General features: G+C 74.4%; 23 protein-coding genes and 1 riboswitch. Of the genes, 7 read left to right on the top strand and 16 right to left on the bottom strand.

The window, feature by feature from the left end:
- Positions 1 to 42: 42 nt before the first annotated feature.
- Both ACN27C_RS22035 and ACN27C_RS22030 read right to left on the bottom strand, forming a co-directional pair.
- Positions 43 to 453 carry a type II toxin-antitoxin system Phd/YefM family antitoxin gene (locus ACN27C_RS22035; protein WP_120569545.1) on the bottom strand — a complete coding sequence of 137 codons (411 nt, stop codon included), beginning with the start codon at positions 451 to 453 and terminating at the stop codon, positions 43 to 45.
- Between the two features lie 38 nt (positions 454 to 491).
- Complete coding sequence (locus tag ACN27C_RS22030) at positions 492 to 1,034, bottom strand: GNAT family N-acetyltransferase (RefSeq protein WP_121686266.1); 543 nt, start codon at positions 1,032 to 1,034, stop codon at positions 492 to 494.
- A 59-nt stretch (positions 1,035 to 1,093) separates the two neighbouring features.
- Between ACN27C_RS22030 and ACN27C_RS22025 the strand changes: the two genes are divergently transcribed.
- Complete coding sequence (locus tag ACN27C_RS22025; protein WP_358194193.1) at positions 1,094 to 2,428, top strand: SWIM zinc finger family protein; 1,335 nt, start codon at positions 1,094 to 1,096, stop codon at positions 2,426 to 2,428.
- Complete coding sequence (locus ACN27C_RS22020; protein ID WP_422747817.1) at positions 2,425 to 4,974, top strand: hypothetical protein; 2,550 nt, start codon at positions 2,425 to 2,427, stop codon at positions 4,972 to 4,974. Before ACN27C_RS22025 ends, ACN27C_RS22020 begins: the two co-directional genes overlap by 4 nt.
- A 113-nt stretch (positions 4,975 to 5,087) precedes the next feature.
- On the opposite strand, the gene ACN27C_RS22015 is transcribed toward ACN27C_RS22020, so the two are convergent.
- From ACN27C_RS22015 to ACN27C_RS22005, 3 genes are all read right to left on the bottom strand, one after another.
- On the bottom strand, positions 5,088 to 5,540 hold the full coding sequence (locus ACN27C_RS22015) for a DUF4383 domain-containing protein (RefSeq protein WP_120569541.1): 453 nt from the start codon (positions 5,538 to 5,540) through the stop codon (positions 5,088 to 5,090).
- 79 nt (positions 5,541 to 5,619) lie between these two features.
- Complete coding sequence (locus tag ACN27C_RS22010; protein WP_422747815.1) at positions 5,620 to 6,072, bottom strand: hypothetical protein; 453 nt, start codon at positions 6,070 to 6,072, stop codon at positions 5,620 to 5,622.
- A 112-nt stretch (positions 6,073 to 6,184) separates the two neighbouring features.
- On the bottom strand, positions 6,185 to 7,465 hold the full coding sequence (locus ACN27C_RS22005) for a hypothetical protein (RefSeq protein ID WP_422747813.1): 1,281 nt from the start codon (positions 7,463 to 7,465) through the stop codon (positions 6,185 to 6,187).
- A 334-nt stretch (positions 7,466 to 7,799) separates the two neighbouring features.
- Between ACN27C_RS22005 and ACN27C_RS22000 the strand changes: the two genes are divergently transcribed.
- From ACN27C_RS22000 to ACN27C_RS21980, 5 genes are all read left to right on the top strand, one after another.
- Positions 7,800 to 9,275, top strand: coding sequence for an NAD(P)/FAD-dependent oxidoreductase (locus tag ACN27C_RS22000; protein ID WP_422747811.1), 1,476 nt, complete (start codon positions 7,800 to 7,802; stop codon positions 9,273 to 9,275).
- 69 nt (positions 9,276 to 9,344) lie between these two features.
- Positions 9,345 to 9,455, top strand: a riboswitch (SAM riboswitch).
- Between the two features lie 33 nt (positions 9,456 to 9,488).
- On the top strand, positions 9,489 to 9,614 hold the full coding sequence (locus tag ACN27C_RS21995) for a hypothetical protein (RefSeq protein ID WP_013286752.1): 126 nt from the start codon (positions 9,489 to 9,491) through the stop codon (positions 9,612 to 9,614).
- A 107-nt stretch (positions 9,615 to 9,721) separates the two neighbouring features.
- Complete coding sequence (locus tag ACN27C_RS21990) at positions 9,722 to 10,576, top strand: ABC transporter substrate-binding protein (protein ID WP_121682949.1); 855 nt, start codon at positions 9,722 to 9,724, stop codon at positions 10,574 to 10,576.
- Positions 10,577 to 10,614: 38 nt separating this feature from the next.
- Positions 10,615 to 11,391, top strand: coding sequence for an amino acid ABC transporter permease (locus tag ACN27C_RS21985; protein WP_422747808.1), 777 nt, complete (start codon positions 10,615 to 10,617; stop codon positions 11,389 to 11,391).
- A complete protein-coding gene (locus tag ACN27C_RS21980; RefSeq protein WP_422747806.1) occupies positions 11,388 to 12,128 on the top strand; it encodes an amino acid ABC transporter ATP-binding protein in 741 nt (246 codons plus the stop codon). Before ACN27C_RS21985 ends, ACN27C_RS21980 begins: the two co-directional genes overlap by 4 nt.
- 9 nt (positions 12,129 to 12,137) lie before the next feature.
- Here the strand turns inward: ACN27C_RS21980 and ACN27C_RS21975 are convergent, their stop codons facing one another.
- The 11 genes from ACN27C_RS21975 to ACN27C_RS21925 form a co-directional block, all read right to left on the bottom strand.
- The gene (locus ACN27C_RS21975) at positions 12,138 to 13,058 is read right to left on the bottom strand and encodes a carbohydrate ABC transporter permease (RefSeq protein WP_120569535.1); all 921 of its coding nucleotides are present in this window, start codon (positions 13,056 to 13,058) and stop codon (positions 12,138 to 12,140) included.
- Positions 13,055 to 14,080, bottom strand: coding sequence for an ABC transporter permease (locus tag ACN27C_RS21970; protein WP_252448134.1), 1,026 nt, complete (start codon positions 14,078 to 14,080; stop codon positions 13,055 to 13,057). The genes ACN27C_RS21975 and ACN27C_RS21970 overlap by 4 nt, the downstream gene beginning before the upstream one ends.
- Positions 14,077 to 15,756, bottom strand: a complete 1,680-nt coding sequence (locus ACN27C_RS21965) for an extracellular solute-binding protein (RefSeq protein WP_421501000.1) — start codon at positions 15,754 to 15,756, stop codon at positions 14,077 to 14,079. Before ACN27C_RS21965 ends, ACN27C_RS21970 begins: the two co-directional genes overlap by 4 nt.
- Before the next feature lie 107 nt (positions 15,757 to 15,863).
- On the bottom strand, positions 15,864 to 16,553 hold the full coding sequence (locus ACN27C_RS21960) for a RibD family protein (protein ID WP_120569532.1): 690 nt from the start codon (positions 16,551 to 16,553) through the stop codon (positions 15,864 to 15,866).
- The gene (locus tag ACN27C_RS21955) at positions 16,550 to 17,179 is read right to left on the bottom strand and encodes a GTP cyclohydrolase II (protein WP_121684974.1); all 630 of its coding nucleotides are present in this window, start codon (positions 17,177 to 17,179) and stop codon (positions 16,550 to 16,552) included. Before ACN27C_RS21955 ends, ACN27C_RS21960 begins: the two co-directional genes overlap by 4 nt.
- 69 nt (positions 17,180 to 17,248) lie before the next feature.
- Complete coding sequence (locus tag ACN27C_RS21950; RefSeq protein ID WP_120569530.1) at positions 17,249 to 18,232, bottom strand: lysylphosphatidylglycerol synthase transmembrane domain-containing protein; 984 nt, start codon at positions 18,230 to 18,232, stop codon at positions 17,249 to 17,251.
- Between the two features lie 51 nt (positions 18,233 to 18,283).
- Positions 18,284 to 19,093 (bottom strand): SAM-dependent methyltransferase, encoded by an 810-nt coding sequence (locus ACN27C_RS21945; RefSeq protein WP_422747802.1) that lies wholly within the window; start codon positions 19,091 to 19,093, stop codon positions 18,284 to 18,286.
- Entirely contained in the window at positions 19,090 to 20,127 is a 1,038-nt protein-coding gene (locus tag ACN27C_RS21940) for a glycosyltransferase family 4 protein (RefSeq protein WP_422747800.1), read from the bottom strand. The genes ACN27C_RS21945 and ACN27C_RS21940 overlap by 4 nt, the downstream gene beginning before the upstream one ends.
- A 4-nt stretch (positions 20,128 to 20,131) precedes the next feature.
- Positions 20,132 to 20,530 (bottom strand): 6-pyruvoyl trahydropterin synthase family protein, encoded by a 399-nt coding sequence (locus ACN27C_RS21935; RefSeq protein WP_120573745.1) that lies wholly within the window; start codon positions 20,528 to 20,530, stop codon positions 20,132 to 20,134.
- A 2-nt stretch (positions 20,531 to 20,532) separates the two neighbouring features.
- Positions 20,533 to 21,552 carry a zinc-dependent alcohol dehydrogenase gene (locus ACN27C_RS21930; RefSeq protein ID WP_422747798.1) on the bottom strand — a complete coding sequence of 340 codons (1,020 nt, stop codon included), beginning with the start codon at positions 21,550 to 21,552 and terminating at the stop codon, positions 20,533 to 20,535.
- Between the two features lie 49 nt (positions 21,553 to 21,601).
- On the bottom strand, positions 21,602 to 21,874 hold the full coding sequence (locus tag ACN27C_RS21925; RefSeq protein ID WP_422747796.1) for a hypothetical protein: 273 nt from the start codon (positions 21,872 to 21,874) through the stop codon (positions 21,602 to 21,604).
- Positions 21,875 to 21,907: the final 33 nt, after the last annotated feature.

Here is a 21,907-nt window from a genome sequence, read left to right as displayed (position 1 = left end):
ACGCCCGTGGCGTCCCGCGTACACCCGCCGGGACGCCACTGGTCAGCGGCGCAGCAGATCGGCGTGCGCGGCGCGCAGCCGGGTCAGCGCCGCGTCGCCGGCCGGGGCGCGGCGGTCGAGTTCGGCCCACGCCTCGGCGAGCGCGTCGGCCAGCGCCCGCAGCTCGGCGGCGTGCCGCCGGCTGGACTGCCGGTGCAGCTCCTCCAGGCGGCGGGCCCAGCCGGCGCTGATCGCGGCGACGCGTTCGGCGTCGGCGCGCGCCTGGGCGCCGGTGCGGGCGGCGGACGCGGGCACGATCGCGGCCACCGGCCGGGGATCGCCGTCGCGGGTGACGAGCGTGACGGTGTCGGTCAGCTCGGCCAGGGAGACGAGCTGGGTGAGCCGGGTGCGGACCTCGCGCAGCGGCAGGGCGCGCGGCTGGGGGGACCGGTCGGCCAGTGCGGGGACAGCCATGGACACATGTTCACGTCCGGGTACGACAAATTCGGCGGTCAGGCGGTCCACTCGGGTGCCAGCACGGACCAGACCTCCAGGTCGGCGCGGCCGTCGGGCGTCGGTGCGGCTCCGCGCATGACGCCGTCGCGGCTCATGCCGAGCCGCCGCGCGACCGCGACGCTGCGCTCGTTGCCGGCCTTCGTGACCCACTCGACGCGGTGGATTCCGCGCTCCCGCACCGCCCAGTCGATGACGAAGCGGGCGGCGCGGGTGACCAGGCCCTGCCCCTCGGCGCCGGGTTCCAGCCAGCAGCCGGCCTCGCACACCCCGCGGTCGGTGCTCAGCGACACGAACAGCACGCCGCCGACGAGCGTGCCGCGCTGCCAGATGCCCCAGATGCCGCCGTCGTCGCGGGCCCACCGGTCGGCGTACGCCTGGAGGACCTTGCGGGCCGACTCGGCGTCGGTGGCGACGAAGGATGCGCCGACCCAGGGTGCGATGTGGTCGCGGCAGCGGTCGAGGTTGGCCAGGAACTCGTCGGCGTGCCAGGGCGACAGTGGACGCAGCTCGGCGTCGTCGGTGAGGGCGTGGGCGAACATCCGAGGAAGCTAGCAGGACCGTCGCGGTTTTGTCGGTCGGTCCCTCTACGGTCTGCGCCGTGAACGCCGTCCAGACGTACCGATATCTTCAGCCGTCCACGCTGCGCGCCGCCGGTCTCGACCTGCAGACCTGCGGCGGCCCGGCGGCCAACCCGCGCTTCTTCGCCGGGTTCCTCACCGCCCCGGCCGCGGCGGCGGCCGGCCTGCTCGCCGTCGCCGAGGTGGCCCGCACCCGCTACCACCAGCCGGTCAGCCCGGCCAGCCTGGACCCGGTGGTCACCGGCAGCCGCGGTCGCCTGCGGTTCGAGTCGTTCTCCGGCTGCTGCGGGGTGTACGCGCGGATGGACGTCCTGCCGGCCGGGCTCGACGGCGAGATCAGCGGCCACGGCACCACGAACGTGGACGTGAACCCGCCGCTGCGCGAGGCGCTGGCTCGGGTGGGCGGCATCGAGCCGCTGCACGTGGCGGTCGGCCCGGACGACCTGACCGTATCCACCATGGACGGCGCGGTGGTCGAGCGGAAGGTGCCGCTGCCCGGCCGCTGGCTGCGCGGCTTCGCCGAGGTGCACGTGCTCACCGCCGGCTTCGAGCCGCGCGCCGAGATCGCGGCGGCGGAGGCGGCGGCGTTCCTGCGGAGGCTGCCGGCCGCCGGCGACCGGAGCGTGCTGTGGGCGGTGCCCGCCGGGCGGACGCTGCGGCTGACCTCCCGCCCGGCGCCGGGCGCGGTCTGCCTGGCCGGCGCGGGCCGGCTCGCGGCGCTGCGCGGCGTGCTGCGGCACGCGCGCACCCTGCGGGCGTACGGTCCGGCGGTGCGGGCCGGCTCCCCCGCCGTGCCGAGCACGTGGGAGCTGGACACCGGGGCGTTGCGGCTGTCGCTGACGCTGTCCCCCGAGCCGTACCGCGGCTTCTCCGGTGAGGGCGCGGCCCTGGCGGCGCTGGCGGGCGACGACGTGGTCGACGACGCGGAGCTGGTCGGCGCGCTGCTCAACTGGGATCCGACGATCGACGTGGCCGCGCTGGCCGACGCCGCCGCGCTGCCCGACGAGCGGGTGCGTGCCGCGCTCGCCCAGCTGGGCACCGCCGGCCGGGTCGGGTACGACGTGGCGGACGGGGCGTACTTCCACCGGGTGATGCCCTACGACGCGGGCCGCGCGGAGCGGGACAACCCCCGGCTGGTCGGCGCGCGTGCGCTCGTCGAGCGCGGCGCGGTCGAGCGCGACGGCGAGAACGCGACGGTACGCACCGACGCCGAGACCTACCGGGTACGACGGCACCCGGACGGCGCGTACTCCTGTTCCTGCCGCTGGTGGGCGCGGCACCGCGGGCAGCGGGGGCCGTGCCGGCACGCGCTGGCCGTGTCGATGGTCGCGGCGCCGGTGGGGGCACTGTCGTGACCGGCTTCGCCGAGGCGGCGGTGCGCGGCCGGATGTCCGAGGTCCGGTCGGTGCTGGCCGGGTTGGACGAGCCGGCCCGGCGGGCGCTGGGCGACGAACTGGTCGCCGTCGTCCGTCGCAGGCGGGACGACTGGTGGTGGCGGGGCGAGGCGGCGACGCTGGCGGTGGCCGCGGTGGGCACGCTGAGCACCCCGACCAAGGTGGCCGCGCTGCTCGGCCGCCGCTCGGTCTGGCTGGCGGGCGTCGACGCGGCGCCGGTGGTCGACACCGCCCGGGAACGCGGGGTGACCTGGCTGGCCGACGTGGCACACAAGCTGGCCGACCGGCTGCCCCGGGACCGGATGGTCGCGGGCTGGCCGTTCGTCGCCGGTCTCCTGCTGGCGGAGAAGGCGCCGCCGCCGACCGGGGACGACTTCGTGCGTGGCTGGGCCACCGCGCAGGGTTCGCCCGGCCCGCGCGGAAACCGTCCGCCGACAGTGGACCGGCTGCGCGCGGACCCGTTCCTGGACCCGCTGCTGCCGCGCCTGTTCGAGGTGGACGGCGTGGGTGCCGAGCTGGCCCGCGGCGACGGCACCGGCACGGAGGCGCTGCCACGGGCACTGGCGGCGCTGGCCGCGGAGGGCCGGCTCGACCGGGCGGTGCTGCTCAACGGCGTCCTCGGCCGGCTGCTGCGGGGCGACCGGCCGGGCGCGCTGCGCCCGTTCCTGATCCTGCACGACCTGCTGGCGCCGACCCCGGACGAGGTGGCGGTCCGGTCGAGCGCGTACCTGCGGCTGCTCGCCGACGGCCCGGGGCCGGTGGCCCGCACCGCCCAGCGGACGCTGCGGGACGCCGGTGACGCCGCCGAGCCGGAGGCGCTGTGGGAGGCCGCCCGGACGGTGCTGGCCCGGCCGGAGAAGGCGCTGGTCCGGGCCCAGGTGTCGTGGCTCGACCGGCTGGCCCGGCAGCACCCCGACCAGGCCCCGGAGATCGGCGCGGTGCTCGCCGTGGCGGCCGACCACCCGGACGCCGGCCTGCGCGAACGCGCGCTGACGCTGGCCCGGCGGCACGGCCACCGGCCGGTTGCCGTAGCCACGGTGGCCGAGGCTCGCGACGACCTGCCGCCGCCGCTGCCGGCAGCGGCCGCCCCGCCGCCGATCGCCGGGGTGGACGAACTGGTCGAGGAGATCGCGGCGTCGCTCGGCCGGCGCTGGCCCGCGCTGACGACGGAACGCGTCATGGACGGCCTGGTCCGGCTCGGCACCGCCGACCGCGAGCGGCTCGCGGCGGCGCTGCTGCCGGTGGTACGCCGCGAGCAGGTCGGCGCGTACGACCATCCCTGGGCGGTGTTCAACCAGTCGGTGCAGATGCACGGTCTCCTGCTGGCCGTCTGCGGTGCGCCCGAGGCGGCGACCCGCCGCGACCAGTGGAGCACCCTGCTGGCCGATTCCCGCCCACGCGCGCCGCTGCCGTTGCGGGGTGGCCCACCGGTTCCGGCCACGCGTCGACCCGCGCCCGTCCAGCTCGCCTGCACCCGGCTGGCCGAGATCGGGCAGCGGCTGGACGGACGCGACGACCCGGGCCTGCTGTCCGCGCCGACCTCGGTCACCGGGGCGATCGAGCCGGTGGTGCTCTACGAACGGCTGGCCGCGCTGGGTGACCGTCCGGCGTGGCGCTGGGATCTCGCACAGGCCCTGCTGCGCCTGCCGGCCGGCGTGGACGAGCCGCTGGCCGAACGCGCCGCGGCGCTGCGCACGCCGGCCGGTGACGAGCTGGCCCGCTGGCTGCGCGGCGACGCCGTACCGACCCCGGCCCAGCAGGTGGTGACAGTGGGCCGGCGGGCGCGGTCGGCCGGGTACGACTGGGGCTACGACCAGCTGCCCGAGGGGCGGACGCTGGTCGCGCTCACCCCGCCGGACGGCGTCGAGGACCGGCTCGGCCTGCTCACCCTGAAGCCCACGCCGATCGGCCGGTGGACCGACGGCTGGGGCGACGTCTGGCCGGCCGTCCTGCCCGGGCACCGGGGCGTGGTCGCCGCCCACGTGCTGCCCGAGGTGGCCGGCGCGGCGCAGGAGGACACCCTCGGGCACGGCGCGGTCCTGCCGGTGCTGGCCGAGTGCACGGGCGCTGGCGGCCCGGCCCTCGATCTGGCGCTGGCCTACGGGCTGTGCGCCCGCCACGAGGCGGACCGGGTGGCCGCGCTCGACGCGGTGCTGATCCTCGCCGCCGCCGGTGACCTGGACGCGCCCGCGACCGGCGGGCATCTCGGCGCGCTGGCGGCCGACGGGCAGGTGACGCTGACCCGGGCGGTCACCCCGCTGCGCGACGCGGTCGCGGCGGGTGCCCGGTTGAGCGTGTGGCGGCTGCTCGCCGCGGCGTTGCCGCCGCTGCTGGCCGCCCCGACGCCACCCCGGGGCACGCCGGACCTGCTCGCGCTGGCGGCGGAGACGGCGACGGCGACGGGCGTCCGGATCGAGGTTCCCGGCCTGGCCGACGTGGTGGCCCGGGGCGGCGGCAGCCGGCTGGTCGCCGAGGCCCGGCGACTCGCCGTCGCCCTAACCGCCTGAACGTGCGCGTCGTCACCCGAGCGGGCGGCGGGCCGGTACGCGGAGCGCGCCGGGCGGGCTGTCAGGCACGGCGCGTCGGGGCGGGTCGTCAGGCGCGGCGCTTGGGCGGGTGGTCAGGCGCGCCGCCCCGGGCGGCGGGTGAGCGCCACCCCGAGGGCGATCATGCCGACGCCGAGGAACAGGTGCAGCCAGTTGTCGGCGCCGTTGAGCGGCACGAAGTTGGCGCCGCTGTCGTGGTCGATCACCAGGCCGTAGAGCCAGAGCACCAGGTAGATGGCGCCGCCGCCGATCAGGTACGCGCGGGCGCCGGAGACCGTCCGGGACAGCGCCAGCCCGGCGACGCCGAAGAGCAGGTGCACGATGTTGTGCAGGACCGACACCTGGAACAGGCCCAGCAGCTTCGCCCGGGACTCGTGCCCGGCGAACATCATCGTGTCGTAGTTCGTGGTGATGCCGGGGATGAACCCCAGCACGCCCACCACCAGGAAGACGATGCCGACCACCTGGGCGGCCCGGCGTACCGGGGACGCGGGCGCGTTGCGGGCGACGCGGGAAGAACCGGCCATGAGTGACACCTCCGTTGGCGAAGTCTTGCGCGCCCACGGCGGCCGGGAAGCCGAACCCGTCCGGATCCCCGGATCGAGATCAGCAACTCGGCCGGACGGGCAGGTGGCCGCGCAGCGCCTCGAACTGGGCCACGGTCAGGTAGGACGGGTTCGCCGCCTGCGGCTGCCGGAACACCTCCGCGCCGGCCAGCCGCGGGTCGGCGCGCAGCAGGTCGCGGCGTACCCGCAGCGGCTCGTCCAGGATCGTCAGGTCCAGCGGCGCGGTCCACGGCCGGCCCGGCGCACCCGGCTCGGGAGCGGCGGCGATCCGGCCCACATCCCAGACGCCGTACGGCGCCCGGCCGCGGCTGCCGCTGGCCCAGAACACCACCGGCTGGCCGGGGCGCATCAGGCGTACCCGGTAGCCGGGGCGGACGCACCAGCCGGTCACGCGCGGGTCGGCGGCGAAGCGGGCCGTCAGGTCCACCGCGTCCGCGTTGCCCTTGATCAACCAGGCGCCGAGGTCGTCCAGGGTCACCCGCCGGTCGGTCATCAGCCCATTCTGCGGCCCTTCCGGCCGTCCCGCCGGACGGCGCCCACGGCGACGGCGACAGCAACCGCGACGGCGGCGGCAACTGCGGCGGCGACAGCAACCGCGGCGGCGGTCAGATGATCAGGTGGGTCCAGTAGGTGAGCCACACCGCGAACAACGCGCCCTGGAGCAGCGCCAGCGCGGCGGTGAGCCAGCCGTCGAGGCCGGGCCGCCGCGCCCAGCGGGCCAGCACGAACGCGACCGGGAAGGCGGCCAGCAGGTAGCGCAGCAGGCTCTTGTACACCGGCGTCCCCATCGACAGCGGCACCAGCACCACGACCAGCGTGTAGACCAGGTACGGCCAGTCGGCCCGGCGGCGCAGCCCGACGGCCGCGACCGCCACCATCGCCACGGCGATCCAAACCCGCAGCGCGTCGGCGGAGTTGCCGCCGAACAGCGCGGAACCGGCCACTCCCAGGGGGTTCTGCAGCCGGATCCCCCAGCCGGTCTCCTGGGCGTGCTGGTAGGCGAACCAGTCGCCGCTCTGCCAGCGGCAGAACGCCATGAACGTGAGCCAGCCCGCCGGGACAAGCAGCAGCGGCCAGCCCTGGCGCAGCAGGCGCGGCCACGCCCGGGGTCCGGCCCGCCAGCCGTGCTCGCGCAGCAGCACCAGCGCCAGCGGCACCACCACGAGGAAGCCGACCGAGCGGCTCATCGCCAGGAAGTAGCCGATCACGCCGACGAGCAGCCAGCGGTTCCGCTCGGCGTACCAGAAGGCGGCCAGCGCGAGGCAGACGAACAGCGACTCGGTGAGGGCCGCCTGGAACAGGAACGCCGTCGGCAGGAGCATCAGGTACCGGACCGCTCGCCGGCCGTCGTCCGGTCCGGCGCCGCCGAGCAGCCGGCCCCCCAGCCGGTACGCGAAGTAGAGCTGGAACACCAGCGCCACGTTGCTGATCAGCAGCAGCGCCCAGGCGGTGTGCCCGCCCAGCAGCGGCGCGATCGGCCGGGCCAGGAACGGGTAGAGCAGCGGGAAGCCGAAGTCGGTCCAGGGCCGGTCCAGCGGCAGCCGGGCCAGGTGGTCGTAGAGGAACGAGTCCCAGGCGAACCAGAGCGAGATCCAGCGGTGCGACGAGATCGCGTCCTGCTGCTCCCGCATGCCGGTCTCGTCGGCCGGCGGTGCGCCCGGCACCCCGTCCCAGGCGGTGAGCACCAGCACGCCGACCAGGGTGAGCACGAGCTTCGAGCCGACGAAGACGGCGAACACGAATCCCCAGGGCTCGGGCACCCGGCGGACAACCTGGGCCCCGCGCGCCCACCACCGGGTACGCCCGGAGCGCGCAACGTCGCGGGGGCCGCCCGCGCGGCCGGCCCCGGCCGTGCCGCCGGCGTCGGCCCGCCGCTCGTCCGCCATCACGCTCCCACCGGTCGGCCCCTGGCCGACATGCCCGGCCGGAAACCCGGCCCGCATTCCCCATCCGGCCCCGCCCACACCCACCCCTCCGGCCCGCCCAGGCCACGGCCACGGCCACGGCCACGGCGATCATGAGGTTGGCGGCGACAAATCGGACGCCAGACACCGTCAACTTCATGATCGACGGGGCCGGGCCGGGCGGGGCGGTGAGCGGGCGGGGCGGTGAGTGGGCTGAGCGGCCGGCGGATCGGTGCGGGCCGGCAGGTGAAGTTGCCGGCAGGACGGGTAAGGGCGGTGCCGCATCGGCAGGTTGGCGGCGGGGGGCGCGGACGGCATGGGTGACGGCGACGGAACCGTGATCATCGGGGCGGGACCGGCCGGGTTGACCGCCGCCTACGAGTTGCTGCGGCACGGCGAGCCGGTCCGGGTCTACGAGGCCGACGACGTGGTCGGCGGGATCAGCCGGACCGTGGAGCGCGACGGCTGGCGGTTCGACATCGGGGGGCACCGCTTCTTCACGAAGGTGGCCCGGGTCGAGGACTTCTGGCACGAGATCCTGCCGGACGAGGACTTCCTGCTCCGGCCGCGGATGAGCCGGATCTACTACCGGGGCGCGCTGTTCGACTACCCGCTCAACGCCGGCAACGCGCTGCGCAACCTCGGGCTGCTGGAGGCGGCGCGCTGCCTCGGCTCGTACGGCCGGGCCCGGCTGCGCCCGCCGAAGGACCAGTCGCACTTCGAGGGGTGGGTGTCGGCGCGGTTCGGCTGGCGGCTCTACTCGATCTTCTTCAAGACATACACGGAGAAGGTCTGGGGGATGCCGGCGGACCAGTTGCAGGCCGACTGGGCCGCCCAGCGGATCAAGAACCTGTCGCTGGCGACGGCGATGCGCAACGCACTGCTGCCCCGGCGCAACCGCACGGACGTGACCAGCCTGATCGAGGAGTTCCAGTACCCGAAGCACGGCCCGGGGATGATGTGGGAGCGCTGCGCCGAGGAGGTCGCCATGCGCGGCGGCACGGTGCGTACCGGCGCCTGGGTGAGCGAGGTGCACCGGGATCCGGCCGCGCGGCGGGCGACCGCCGTGACGGTCGCCGACGCCGGCGGGGAGCGCACCGAGCCGGCCGCGCACGTGATCTCCTCGATGCCGATCTCCGCGCTGGTGCGGGCGATGCGCCCGGAGGCGCCGCCCGAGGTGCGGGCCGCCGCCGACGACCTGCGGTACCGGGACTTCCTGACCGTGGCGCTCGTGGTGCCGGAGGAGTTCTCGTTCCCGGACAACTGGATCTACGTGCACGACCCGGCGGCCCGGGTGGGCCGGATCCAGAACTTCGGCTCGTGGTCGCCGAACCTGGTCAAGGACGGGCGGACCTGCCTGGGGCTGGAGTACTTCGTGTTCGAGGGCGACGAGATGTGGCGGACGCCGGACGCCGAGCTGGTCGCGTTCGCCACCGCCGAGCTGGAGCGGCTGGGCCTGGTCAAGCCCGGGTGCGTGGAGGCGGGCTACGTGGTCCGGATGCCGAAGGCGTACCCGGTCTACGACGAGCGGTACCAGCGCAACGTCGACGTGATCCGGGGCTGGCTGGCAGCGAACGTGCCGAACGTGCACCCGGTCGGCCGCAACGGCATGCACCGGTACAACAACGCCGACCACTCGATGCTCACCGCGATGCTGACCGCGGAGAACATCGCGCACGGCGCGGAGCACGACGTCTGGACCGTCAACGTGGAGCAGGACTACCACGAGCAGCGCAGCCCGTCGCGGCACGGCACCGGCCGGGACGCGCCGGTCGTCCCGGCCCGGCGGTGAGGCGCCGCGCGTGAGGGTGGTCATAACGGCTGGACGGCAGCCACGGCGGTGCTGCTAGCCTTCTGGGCAGGTCATGAGCGCCAGCGCGAAGCCCCGGCTCGCTGGCCGGCAACCCTCCTCCGCGGTGGGGTGCCCCGGGTGAAGACCAGGCACCGGCAGCCGCCGGTGCAAGCGTGGCCTGGCACCCAGGTCAGCAACAGACCAGGGAGACCGATGTCCGCACCACCCTCCACCCCTTCCGGCGACGTCGCCGCGTACCCGGCCCGCTTCGCGCTGGTCAAGCGCCGTCACGTCGACCTGATGCGGGTGTGCAGCGACGCCTGTCGCCTCGCGCGCTGAGCGAACGCCACCCTCCTTTCCCCGATCCACCCTTCTCCGGCCCGGCCGTCCGTCCGGCAGGCCGGCGTCGACGCGCGCCGCGCGTCCATCCACTCTGGAGAGACATCGTGCGTTTCCGTACCGTCCTGACCCGTGCCGCCGCCGTCGGCGCGGCCGCCCTGCTCGCCGTCACCGCGCTCACCGCCTGCGGCAACGACGACACCGCAGCGGCCGACAACCCGTACGGCCTGCTCCAGCCCGGCGTGATCCGCGCCGGCACGCTCACCGACGCCCCGCCGAACGTCTTCCTGAAGGACGGGAAGTTCACCGGCTTCGACAACGAGCTGCTGCGTGCCGTGGCCGACAAGATCGGCCTGAAGGTGGAGTTCGTCGGCACCGACTTCTCCGGCCTGCTCGCCCAGGTCAACAGCGGCAAGTTCGACGTGGGCAGCTCCTCGATCACGATCACCGAGGCCCGCAAGAAGACTGTGGACTTCGGCAACGGCTACGACTTCGGCTACTTCGGCCTGGACGTGCCCGCGGGCTCCCCGATCACCGGCTTCGACCAGCTCGCCGGCAAGCGGGTGGTGGTCGTCCAGGGCACCGTGCAGGACGACTACGCCACCAAGCAGAACCTCGACCCGGTGCGGGTGCCGGACTACAACAGCGCGATCAACCAGCTCAAGGCCGGCACGGCCGACGCCTGGATCGCCCCGGCCGAGATCGGCGACAAGTCCGCCGCCGACAGCAACGGCAAGATCAAGGTCGCGGCGAAGCAGCTCAGCCCCACCCCGACCGCGTACGCGGTGGCCAAGGGCGACGACAAGCTGCGCGAGGCGCTGAACAAGGGCCTGGACGAGGTGATCGCCGACGGCACCTGGAGCCGTCTGCAGGCCGAGTACTACCCGGGACGGCCGATCCCGGCCGACTTCAAGCCCGGCAGCGGGTCGGTGGCCGTGCCGTCGCCGTCGGCCGCCTCCTGAACCGGTAACCGAGCACGAGCGGGGCGGACGGAGCGGACATGGATCCACTGAGCACGCTGTGGGAGACGTTCTTCGACTGGGACTCGATGCGCGAGGCGCTGCCCGAGATGCTCACCGTCGGGCTGCCCAACACGCTCACCCTGGCGGTCTCCGCCGCCCTGCTCGGCTCGGTGCTGGGCATGCTGCTGGCCGTCGCCGGCATCTCGCGTACCCGATGGTTGCGGTGGCCGGCGCGGGTCTACACCGACGTGTTCCGCGGCCTGCCGGCCGCGGCGACAATCCTGCTCATCGGCGTCGGCCTGGCGCCGCTGGGCATGCAGGTGTGGGGCCCGAACCCGTATCCGCTGGGCGTGCTGGCGCTGTCGCTGATCGCCGCCGCCTACCTGGGTGAGATCTTCCGGGCCGGCATCCTGAGCGTGGAGGCCGCCCAGTTGGAGGGCGCGCGGGCGCTCGGCTTCTCCTGGGGCGAGGCGATGCGCCTGGTGATCATCCCGCAGGGCGTACGCCGGGTGCTGCCCGCCTGGGTCAACCAGCTCATCGCGCTGATCAAGGACTCCAGCCTGGTCTACTTCCTCGGCCTGCTGGCCAGCCAGCGGGAGTTGTTCCGGATCGGGCAGGACTACGCGGCGAACACCGGCAACCAGTCCGCGCTGCTGCTGGCCGGTTTGTTCTACCTGTTGCTGACCGTGCCGCTGACCCACGCGGTCAACTGGCTGGACCGGCGCCTGCGGCAGGGCCGGCCGGTCGCGCCGCCCGAGCCCGAGCCCAACGCCGAGCCGGCGGACCTCACTCCGTCCGGAAAGGATCCGCGATGACCACCACCACGACCTCGGTCAGCCTGGCCGTCCGCGACGTGCACCTGGCCTTCGGCGCGCACCGGGTGCTGCGCGGCGCGGACCTGGACGTGGCCCGGGGCCGGGCGGCCTGCGTGATCGGCCCGTCCGGGTCCGGCAAGTCGACGCTGCTGCGCACCGTCAACCGGCTGATCGAGCCGGACCGGGGCGACGTGCTGCTGGACGGGCGCAGCGTGCTGCGCGACGACCCGGACGCGCTGCGCCAGCGCATCGGCATGGTGTTCCAGCAGTTCAACCTGTTCCCGCACCTGAGCGTGCTGCGCAACATCACCCTGGCGCTGCGCAAGCTGAAGAAGCTGAGCGAGGACGAGGCGGTGGCGCTGGCCCGCGCCCAGCTCGACCTGGTCGGCCTGGCCGGCAAGGCGGACGCGCGGCCGGCGCAGCTCTCCGGCGGCCAGCAGCAGCGCGTCGCCATCGCGCGGGCGCTCGCGCTGCGCCCGCAGGTGATGCTGTTCGACGAGGCGACGAGCGCGCTGGACCCGGAGCTGGTCAAGGGTGTGCTCGCGGTGATGGCGGACCTGGCCTCCGCCGGGATGACCATGGTCGTGGTGACGCACGAGATGGGGTTCGCGCGCAGCGTCGCCGACACGGTGGCGTTCATGGACGCGGGCGTGGTGCTGGAGGCCGGGCCGCCGGAGGCGGTGTTCGAGGCACCGGAGCACCCGCGGCTGCGGCGTTTCCTGTCCCAGGTGCTCTGAGCAGGCCGGTCAGCCCTTCACCGCACCGATCAGCACGCCCTTGACGAAGTGCCGCTGGATGAACGGGTAGACCGCGACGATCGGCGCGACGGTCAGCACCACCACGGCCATCTTGATCGCCTCGGTCGGCGGCATGGTCACCCCGCTGCTGGCGCCGGACGTGTGCGGGGCCTGCCCGGCCAGCAGGTAGCTCTGGAGCACCCGCTGGATCGGGTACATGTCGTTGCGGTCGATGAACAGCAGCGCGTCGAACCACACGTTCCAGTAGCTGACCGCGTAGAACAGGCCGACCACGGCGATCACCGCGCGGGACAGCGGCAGCACGATGCGCGCGAGCGTACGGAAGTCACTCGCGCCGTCGATGCGGGCGCTGTCCAGCAGTTCCGACGGGATGCCCTGGAAGAACCCGCGCACCACGACCAGGTTGAACACGCTGATCGCCGGCGGCAGGACCAGCGCCCAGATGGTGTCCTTCAGGCCCAGCCCGGTGACCACCAGGTAGCGCGGCACCAGCGGCGGGTAGACCAGGAACGGGATCAGGAAGTACGCGAGCAGCCAGCGGTGGCCCAGCGTGCCCGGCCGGGACAGCCCGTACGCGGCGAGCACGGTGACGGTCAGCGCGATGGCGGTGCCGAAGACGGTGACGAGCGTGCTGATCCACAGCGCCCGGGTCACAGCGCCACCGGCGAAGATCGTCTCGTACGCGGACGTGTCGACGCCGCGGGGCACGACCACCAGGCCGCCGGCCCGCGCGATGGTCTCCCGGGAGGAGAGGCTGGTCACCAGGATCACCCAGAGCGGGAACAGCACGCCCGCCACCAGCACGGTGAGCGCGACGGCCTTGAGCCCTTGCCCGAGGCGGGTGGGCGGCTCCTGCCACACCGGCCGGCGGGATCGGTCGCCGGCGGCCCGGCGGATGAGCGTGGTCATGACTTCGAGTAGATCCCTCGTTCGCCGAGCATGTGCGCCACGCGGTTCGCGGCCAGGATCAGCACCAGCCCGATGACGGCCTTGAACAGTCCGGCCGCCGCGCCGTAGCCGTAGTTCCCGGTGGCGATGGAGAAGTGGTAGACGAAGGTGTCCAGCACCTCGGCGGCCTGCCGGCCGACGGCGTCGCGTTGCAGGAGGAACTGCTCGAAGCCGACCGAGAGCGCGTCGCCCAGCCGCAGGATGAGCAGCAGCACGATCACCGGGCGCAGGCCGGGCAGCGTGATGTGCCAGAGCCGCCGCCACCGGCCGGCGCCGTCCGCGGCGGCGGCCTCGTAGAGGTTCTGGTCGATCGTGGACAGCGCGGCGAGGAAGACGATGGTGCCCCAGCCGACGTCCTTCCACACCGCCTCGACGGTGACCAGGACGATGAACGTGTCCGGGTTGGTCATCACGTTCCACGGCTGCATGCCGGCCTCGCGCATGCTCTGGGCGAGCAGCCCGGCGCCGCCGAGCATCGCGACGAAGAACGTGACCACGAGCACCCAGCTGAAGAAGTGCGGCAGGTAGACGACGGTCTGGATGAGCCCGCGCAGCCGGCTGGACAGCAGGTTGTGCAGCGCGATCGCCAGCAGGATCGGCAGCGGGAAGAAGAACACGAGCTGGAACGCGGTGATCGCCAGTGTGTTGCGGAACGCGTCCCAGAAGGCCGGGTCGTCGAACAGCAGCTGGAACTGCCCGAAGCCGATCCAGTCGCTGTGCAGGAACGCCTGCCACGGGTTGTCGCCCAGGTAGGGGTTGTAGTCCTGGAAGGCGATGACGTTGCCGGCGATCGGCAGGTAGCTGAAGATCAGCAGGACGAGGAAGCCGGGCGCCACCATGGCGAGCAGTTGCCAGTCCCGGCGCAGCCGGGTGCGCAGCGGCACCCGGCGGCGGGACGGGCGGCGGCGGGGCGGGCGGCCGGGTGGGGCCGGCGCGTCCGGCCGGGCCCGCTCGGGCCCGGCCAGGACGGCCGGCTCGTTCACCGGCCCTCCTTGGGCAGCGAGTCGGCGAGCAGTTTGCGGGCCTCCTCGCCGCCGTTCGCCTTCCACTCCGCGACGATGGCGTCCACGTCGGCGAGCGGGCGGCGGCCGCGCAGCACGTCGGTGAACTTGTCCTCGGTGGGCACCTGGTTGGCCTTGTAGGCGGCGGGCATCTCCAGCTTCACCCCGGCCCACGGGTTGGGCTCCAGGTGCTTCACCATCTCGTTGGAGTAGGCGAGCGCGTCCGGCACGAAGCGCGGAGTGTCCGGGAAGGGCCCGATGGTGGGGTTGCGGCCGCTGATGAAGAAGTACTGGTTGGCGATCTCCTTGAACGCCAGGTCGGTCTTCACCGGCCCGTTCGGCGACGGGGTGTGGTGCTTGCCCGCGACGCCGAAGTCCCGTAGCTGGGCCTCCTGGCTGCCGAGCGGCGCGGAACACCAGTTGATGATCCGCAGCAGCTCCTGGACCCGGTCCTTGCCGAGGCCCTTCTTGACGAACGTGTAGGAGATCGGCTCGTCGTCGCCCCAGACCAGCGGGTCGCCGCCGGTGGCGGAGAAGACCGGCACCGGCTGGATGTTCAGCGCGCGGTTGGTCTTCTGGTGCTCGGCCTGGGCGCCCTGCCAGAAGCCGAAGCCGTCCTGGAGGAACACGATCGCGCCGTTCTTGGCGAACAACTGCTTGGCGTCCGCGCCCTTGCTGGCCACGATGTCCGGGTGGACCAGGCCGTCCGCGTAGATCTTGGCCATCACCTCCAGCGCGCGGCGGAACTCCTGGGTCTCGTACTTGAACTCGGGGGTGCCGTCGGACTTGACCCGCCATCCGCCCTTGTGGCCCGGCACCCGGTGGAACATCTGGATCATGGCGAAGACGTCGTTGAACGCCCACACCTTGCGCGCCGGGTCGGTGACCTGCCTGGCCACGGCGAGCAGGTCGTCCAGGTTCGCGGGCACGGCGAGGCCGCGCGCGTCGAGCAGGTCCTTGCGGGTGAACAGTGCCCAGGGGAACGGCCCGTCCGTGGGGTTGGGCACGGACATGATCCGCTCGTTCCAGACCGCACGCCGCCAGGCCCCGGTGGGGAAGGTCGCCAGCATCGGGTACGCGGCGGCGGCGTCGCCCTTCAGGTGGTCGGTCAGGTCCTCGAAGAGCACCTTGATCGCCTCGGCGAAGCGCGGGATCTTCTCCACCTCCCACCCCGGCACGCACAGCAGGTCCGGCACGTCCCGCGCGCCGAGCATCGCGTTGAGCTTGTCGGCGTACGTGACGCCGTCCTGGATGGTGAAGTTGACCGGCGTGCCCAGCTCGGCGTTCACGGCCTGGAGGTAGGCGCTCTGCGCCACGCCGGGCGGCGCCGGGCCCCAGGCCGGGGTCATCGCGGTGACCTGCTTGCCGCTGGTGCCGGGCTTGCCGGTGACGGCGTCGACGAGGCTCGCCGGATAGCGGGTGTAGCCGTCGGGCACCGGGCGGGTGCCCGCGATGTCGGGCTTGACCGCACCGGGCAGGTCCTTGCGGGTGGGCAGCAGGCCGGAGACGGCGTCGAGGTCCTGGGCGGCGCCGGAGCCGGCCGGCTTCTCGGAGCAGCCGGCGAGCAGCGGGCCGGTGGCGGTGGCGGCCACGCCGAGGCCGACCAGGCCGAGGAAGCGGCGGCGCGAGGAGCCCGGGTCGGGGTGGTGCGCGGTCATCGGTCCCCCTTCAGGAAGGGAAGCGCAGTGGATTAGTTCGTATGGATGGTCAACAAACTAATCACGTCGATGAGCTTGCACAAGGGCGGACCGGATCGACGCGGCGGTCAGGCCGGGCAGCGGTCGGACAGCGCGTACCGGGTGAGCACCACGTCGCCGATCTGGCGCACCTCGACCACCCGGGCCCGGCGCCCCGGGTGCCACGGGAAGCGGCCGTCCCCGACGAAGCGCGGCGCCCGCCGGTCCCCCACGAAGAACGGCGCCACCACCAGGTGCAACTCGTCGGCCAGGCCGGCGGTGAGGAACTGGCGGTGCACCGAGCCGCCGCCCTCCACCATCAGGCGCGACACGCCGCGCCCGGCCAGGTCGGCCACCACCGCCTCCGGAGTGGCCGGATCACCGGCGTCGACCACCGTGGACACCGCGCCCACCTGCTCGCGGGCCTTGTCCACCACGCCGCTCGGGCAGTACACCAGCTTGAGGCCGTCGCCGGCGGTGAAGAACCGGGCCCGCGGATCGAGGTCGCCGCTGCCGGTCACAGTCACCTTCACCGGCGACGGCGGCAACCCGCGCGCCACCCGCTCGGCACGCCGGCGCTCGCTGCGCACCAGCAGGCGCGGATCGTCGCGGCGGACGGTGGCCGCCCCCACCATGATCGCGTCACACCCGGCCCGGGTCGCGTCGACCCGGTCCAGGTCGTCGTCGTTCGACAGCAGCAACCGCTCGGCGGTCGCGTCGTCGATGTAGCCGTCGATCGACATCGCGCAGCTGAGCAGCACGTACGGGCGGGTGGTCACGGCACGAACGGCAGGTCGAGGGCATGGTCGGCACGGGTCACCTTGGCCGCCAGGTAGCCCGCGTTGGCAGGCGACAGGTGCACGCCGGTGGAGACCCGGTCGGCCACCGTCACGCCCAGCCGTTCGAGCTGGGCCGCCTTGTCCGGGTTGTTGCTGAGCAGGGCCACCCGGTCCACGCCCAGCGCGGCGAGCATCTGCGCGGCCACCGTGTAGTCGCGCTCGTCCGCGCCGCGCCCGAGCGCCAGGTTCGCCTCGTACGTGTCCAGGCCGCCGTCCTGCAGGGCGTACGCGTCGAGCTTGGCGTACAGGCCGATGCCGCGCCCCTCCTGCCGCAGGTAGAGCAGGTAGCCGCCGGCCTCGGCGATCCGCTCGACCGCCTCGCGCAACTGCGGGCCGCAGTCGCAGCGCTGGCTGCCGAACACGTCCCCGGTGAGGCACTCGCTGTGCGGACGGACCAGCGGCGGGTCGGCGTCGGCGTGCTCACCGAGCCCGAACGCCAGGTGCTCGCGGCCGTCGACGAGACCGTGGAAGGTGTGCACGCGGGCCGTGGTCACGTAGCCGTCGGGGAACCGGAGCGGAACCGTCACGCGGGTCCGGACCGTCGCGGTGGGCAGCGTTTCGTCCATGGTTCTCCTGTCGTCCGGTCGCCGGGCGGACCCGGCGACGCACACCTCGCTCCCCCACCGTAGGCGGGATCACCGACAGTTGCCGGGCTCGCGCCGGGGCATCCGCCGTGCCAGCAGCACCGCGGCGCCCGGCAGGCTGGCCACGAGGACCAGCGCGCCGTACACCGTGCCGGTCGCCACACCCTGCGCGGCGGTCAGCCCGGCCGAGGCGAACGCCCACGCGGCCACCCCCTCGCGCGGCCCGAATCCGCCCACGTTCAGCGGCACCGCCATGGCCAGCAGCGCGAGCAGCGTCAGCGGCAGCAGGTGCGACAGCGGCGCGTCCGCGCCGGCCGTGCGCGCGGCCACCACGAACGTGGCCAGGTGACCGGCGAACACCACTGTCGAGGCGATCACCACACCGGCCCAGGTCCGGCGGCCCAGCACCCCGGAGCGCACGTCGGCGAGCGCCGTCCGGGCCGCCCGGGCGAAGCGGGACGCCCCGGAGCGGGGCACCGCGCGGGCGGCCAGCACCAGCGCCAACGCCACCACTGCCAGTACGGCGGCCAGCGCCGGCAGGTACCGGCGCACCGGCGACGGGAACGCGGCCAGCAGCGCCACCGCGATGACCACCTGCACCACCTGCCCGGCGGTGCGCTCCCACACCACCGCCCGGACGCCGCGCGCCACGTCACCGGCGTCGCGGCCGTGCCGTACCGCCCGGTGCACGTCGCCGAGCACGCCGCCGGGGAGCGTGGAGTTGAGGAAGACCGCCCGGTAGCAGTGCGCCACCGCGGCGCGCATCGGCAGCCGTACGCCCAGCCCACCGGCGACGAGCGACCAGCGCCAGGCGCAGCAGACGGTGGTGACCACGCCGATGCCGAGCGCGGCGGCCAGCGCCGGCGCGTCGATCAGCCGCAGCCCGGCCAGGAACGGGCCGGTGCCCACCGAGGCGACGAGCGCGGCGAGCACCGCGAGCCCGAGCAGCGGGCGTACCCATGCCCGGCCGGTCCGGGCCCGGCGCGGGGCGGGCGTGACGGCCGGTACGGGCCCGGCGACGGCGACGTGTGACAAACGGTCCTCCCTTGTTCCCACCGGTTGTCACGTGCCGACGGCCGGTACGGTTCAGCCGGCGAGCAGGTCGGCGTGATGCAGCACCACCTCGAGCCGGCCGGCGGCGGCCTCGGTGAGCCGCCACTTCTGATACGTCGCGGCGGGCCCGGACAGATGCGGTCGTTCCTCGACCGCAGCGCCGACCCAGCCGGTGAGCCACTCGGCGGCCAGTTCCGCCTGCTCCGGCCCGAGCCGCCACGGGGTCAGCCGCACGCGCGTCTCGACGCCGTGACGGCGGAACGCGGCCACGGCGACGTCCACCGCGTCCGGTCCGAGCAGCGTCCGGCCGTCGACGGTGCGGCGCTGGTGGGCGTTGAACGCGGCGGTCAGCTCGGCGTCGAGCGGATCCGGCGGGGTGAACTCGGCCCGCCCGGTCACGGTCAGCGCGAACAGCGTCGGGTGGCCGGCGCACACCGCCGCCATCCGTTCGACCTCCTCGGCGGTGAGCATGTCCAGCAGCGCGGACGCGGTGACCAGGTGGGCGTCGGCCAGGTCGGCGGGGGTCAGCCTCGTGACGTCGGAGCCGCGGGTGGTCACCGTGACCTCGGCGCCGTCGGCGGCGGTGAGCCGTCCGGCCCGGGCCAGCGCCAGCAGGTCCGCGTCACGTTCGTGCAGCACCCAGTGTTGCGGGCCGGGCAGCCGCGGGGCGAGCCAGCGGGCCATCGAGCCGGTGCCGCTGCCCAGGTCGTGCACGACGAGCGGACGGTCGGCGGGCAGCCGGTCGCGGACCGCGTCGGCCAGCTCGGCGCTGCGGGCCGCCGCATCGGCGGGCTCGCGCAGCCGCAGCCAGTCCGCGAAGCCGGGCGGGAGTGAGGTGGTCATGCCTCGGTCGCCTCCTTGAGCGCCGTCGCCAGCCGGTCCACTGTGGTCGGCCAGCCGGTGAGGGTGTGCCGCCGCTGCCGGGCGGCGCGGCGCAGCCGGTCCCGCAGGCCCGGGTCGGTGAGCCAGCGGCGCAGCGCCGCGGCGGTCGCGCCCGGGTCGCCCGCCGGCACCAGCAGGCCGGGCCGGTCGCCGCCGGGGGCGTGCCCGAGCGTGTCCGGCAGGCCGCCGGTGTCGCTCGCCAGCACCGGTACGCCCCTGGCCAGCGCCTCGGTGACCACCATGCCGTACGTCTCCCGCCGGGAGGGCGCAACCAGCAGATCGGCGGCGGCGTACGTGGCGGCCAGGTCGGGGCCGGTGCGTGGACCGGTGAGCCGGACCCGGCCGCCGAGACCGGTCGCGGCCAGCCGCTCGCGCAGCCGGTCGGCGAACGCCCGGTCCCGGTCCGGCGGACCCACCCAGTCGCAGGTCCAGTCCAGGTCCGCGACCTCGGTGAGCGCGGCGGCGAGCACGTCGTGGCCCTTGACCGGGGTGACCGCCGCGACGCAGAGCAGCCGTCCCCCGCCGGGCGTGCCGGAGGCGACGGGCGCCGGGTCGACGCCGGGCGGGGCGACGGTCACCCGTCCGGGTGGCAGCCGGTAGCGGTCGAGCAGCCGGTCGCGGGTCCACTCGCTGGTGGCGACCACGGCGGTGGCCGCCGCCAGCGACCGCGCCTCCGTCTCGCCCTCGATCGGCAGGTGCACCAGGATCACCAGGCGCAGCCGCGCGGCGTGCGGGGCGAGCACGTCCGGCACGGTCGAGGCGACCAGACCGTCGAGGAGCACCGGAACGCCGTCGGGCAGCCCGCCGAGCAGCCCGGCCAGGTCGGCGCGTTCCCGCGGCCCGGGGTGCGGCCAGCCGCCCGGCACCTGGTGCTCGCGTACCGTCCAGCCGCGCCCGGCCAGGCCCCGGCAGACGTGCCGGTCGTAGGCGTTGCCGCCGCTGGGTTCCGCCGGGTCGTCGATGTCGCCCGGCAGCACCACGTGGACGACTGTCATCCGGTCAGAGCGACCGCTCGTAGCTCGCCCACGCGATGTGCGACTCGTGCAGGGTGACGGTGATCCCGGCCAGGCCGCGCGCACCCTCCCCCAGCCGGCCGTCGTGCACCCCGTCGGCGAGCCGGTCGGCGATCGTCCGCGCGAGCACCTCCGTGGTGGTGTTCACCCCGGCGAAGGCGGGCTCATCGTCGAGGTTGCGGTAGTTCAGCTCGGCGAGCACGGCCTTGAGCTGCTCGGTGGCCAGCCCGATGTCGACCACGATCCCGTCGTCGTCCAGCTCGGCGCGGCGGAACGTGGCGTCGACGACGAACGTCGCCCCGTGCAGCCGCTGGGCCGGGCCGAAGACCTCGCCGCGGAAGCTGTGGGCGACCATCATGTGGTCCCGGACGGTCACGCTGAACACGATCACTCCTCGCCGTAGGTGATGAGATGGCACAGCGCCGGCAGCTCGCCAGAGGCGAGCCGGTCCAGCACGTCGGGCAGGTCGTCGAAGCGGGACCGGCCGGTGAGCAGCGCGTCGAACGCCGGGTCGGCCAGCAGGTCCAGGGCCAGCGCGAGCCGGTCGGCGTAGCTGCGGTCGGCCCGCCGGGGCGACACGGTGCCGACCTGGCTGCTGCGGATGCCCAGCCGTCGGGAGTGGAACGCGCCGCCCAGCGCGAGCGTGACCGGCCGGTCGCCGTACCAGCTCAGCTCCAGCACCGTGCCCTCGGGACGCAGCAGTTCCAGGCCGCGCTGCAGCCCGTCGGCGGTGGCGCTGGCGTGCACCACGAGGTCGCGCTCGCCGGTCGCGTCGGCGGGCGTGGCGAAGCCGGCGCCGAGCGCGGCGGCCACCTCGGCGCGGGCCGGGTCGGCGTCGACGAGTTCGACCCGGACGCCGGGGAAACGGGCCAGCAGCGCGGTGACCGCGCAGCCCACCATCCCGCCCCCGATCACCGTGACCCGGTCGCCAACCAGCGGGGCGGCGTCCCAGAGCGCGTTCACAGCGGTCTCCACGGTGCCGGCCAGCACCGCACGCTCGGCCGGTACGCCGTCCGGCACGACGGTCACGGCGTCGGCCGGTACCACGTACGCGCTCTGGTGCGGGTAGAGGCAGAAGACGGTACGGCCGAGCAGCCGCTCGTCGCCCGCCTCGACGGTGCCGACGTTCAGGTAGCCGTACTTGACCGGGGCCGGGAAGTCGCCCTCCTGGAACGGCGCGCGCATGGCGTCGTGCTGGTCGGCCGGGACGCGGCCGGTGAACACCAGCGTCTCGGTGCCGCGGCTGACGCCGGAGAAGCGGGTCCGGACCAGCACCTCGCCGGGGCCGGGGGCGGCGAGCCGGACCGGCCGGATCTCGCCCTCGCCGGGGGCGCGGAGCCAGAACGCGTGGGCGTCGACCGTCACGAACTCTCCTCTTCCCCGCATTCCGACCGAGTTGTCGATCATAAACACGGAAGCGGGGCGTCCACGGTTCGAACCGCCCGCGACCCGATGCTCAGGCGGCGCGCCGGCGCTGCTCCGTACGCCAGGTCTCCGGATCGGCCCGGTCGGCGTGCCGGTCCCCGGCCAGTTCCATTGCCCGGTGGGCGGCGGTCAGCGCGTCACACGGCGCTACCTGGCCGTCACACAGCAGGCTCGCGCACCGGCCGGACTCGTCGGGCCGGTGGGCGACGGCCACGTCGTACGCGGCCCGCCAGAGCAACGGGTCGGTGACTCCCCGTGGCAGGTCGGCGTCCAGACTGGACCTGTTGCGGATCGTGTCGGGCACCGTGTCCCCCTTTGCGTCGTCGCTACCGTCCCA

The sequence above is a fragment of the Micromonospora sp. WMMD1219 genome, from assembly GCF_049315215.1.
GTDB classification, from domain to species: domain Bacteria; phylum Actinomycetota; class Actinomycetes; order Mycobacteriales; family Micromonosporaceae; genus Micromonospora; species Micromonospora tulbaghiae.
Note: the sequence above shows the minus strand (reverse complement) of the source record. Positions and strands in the feature narration are given on the sequence as shown.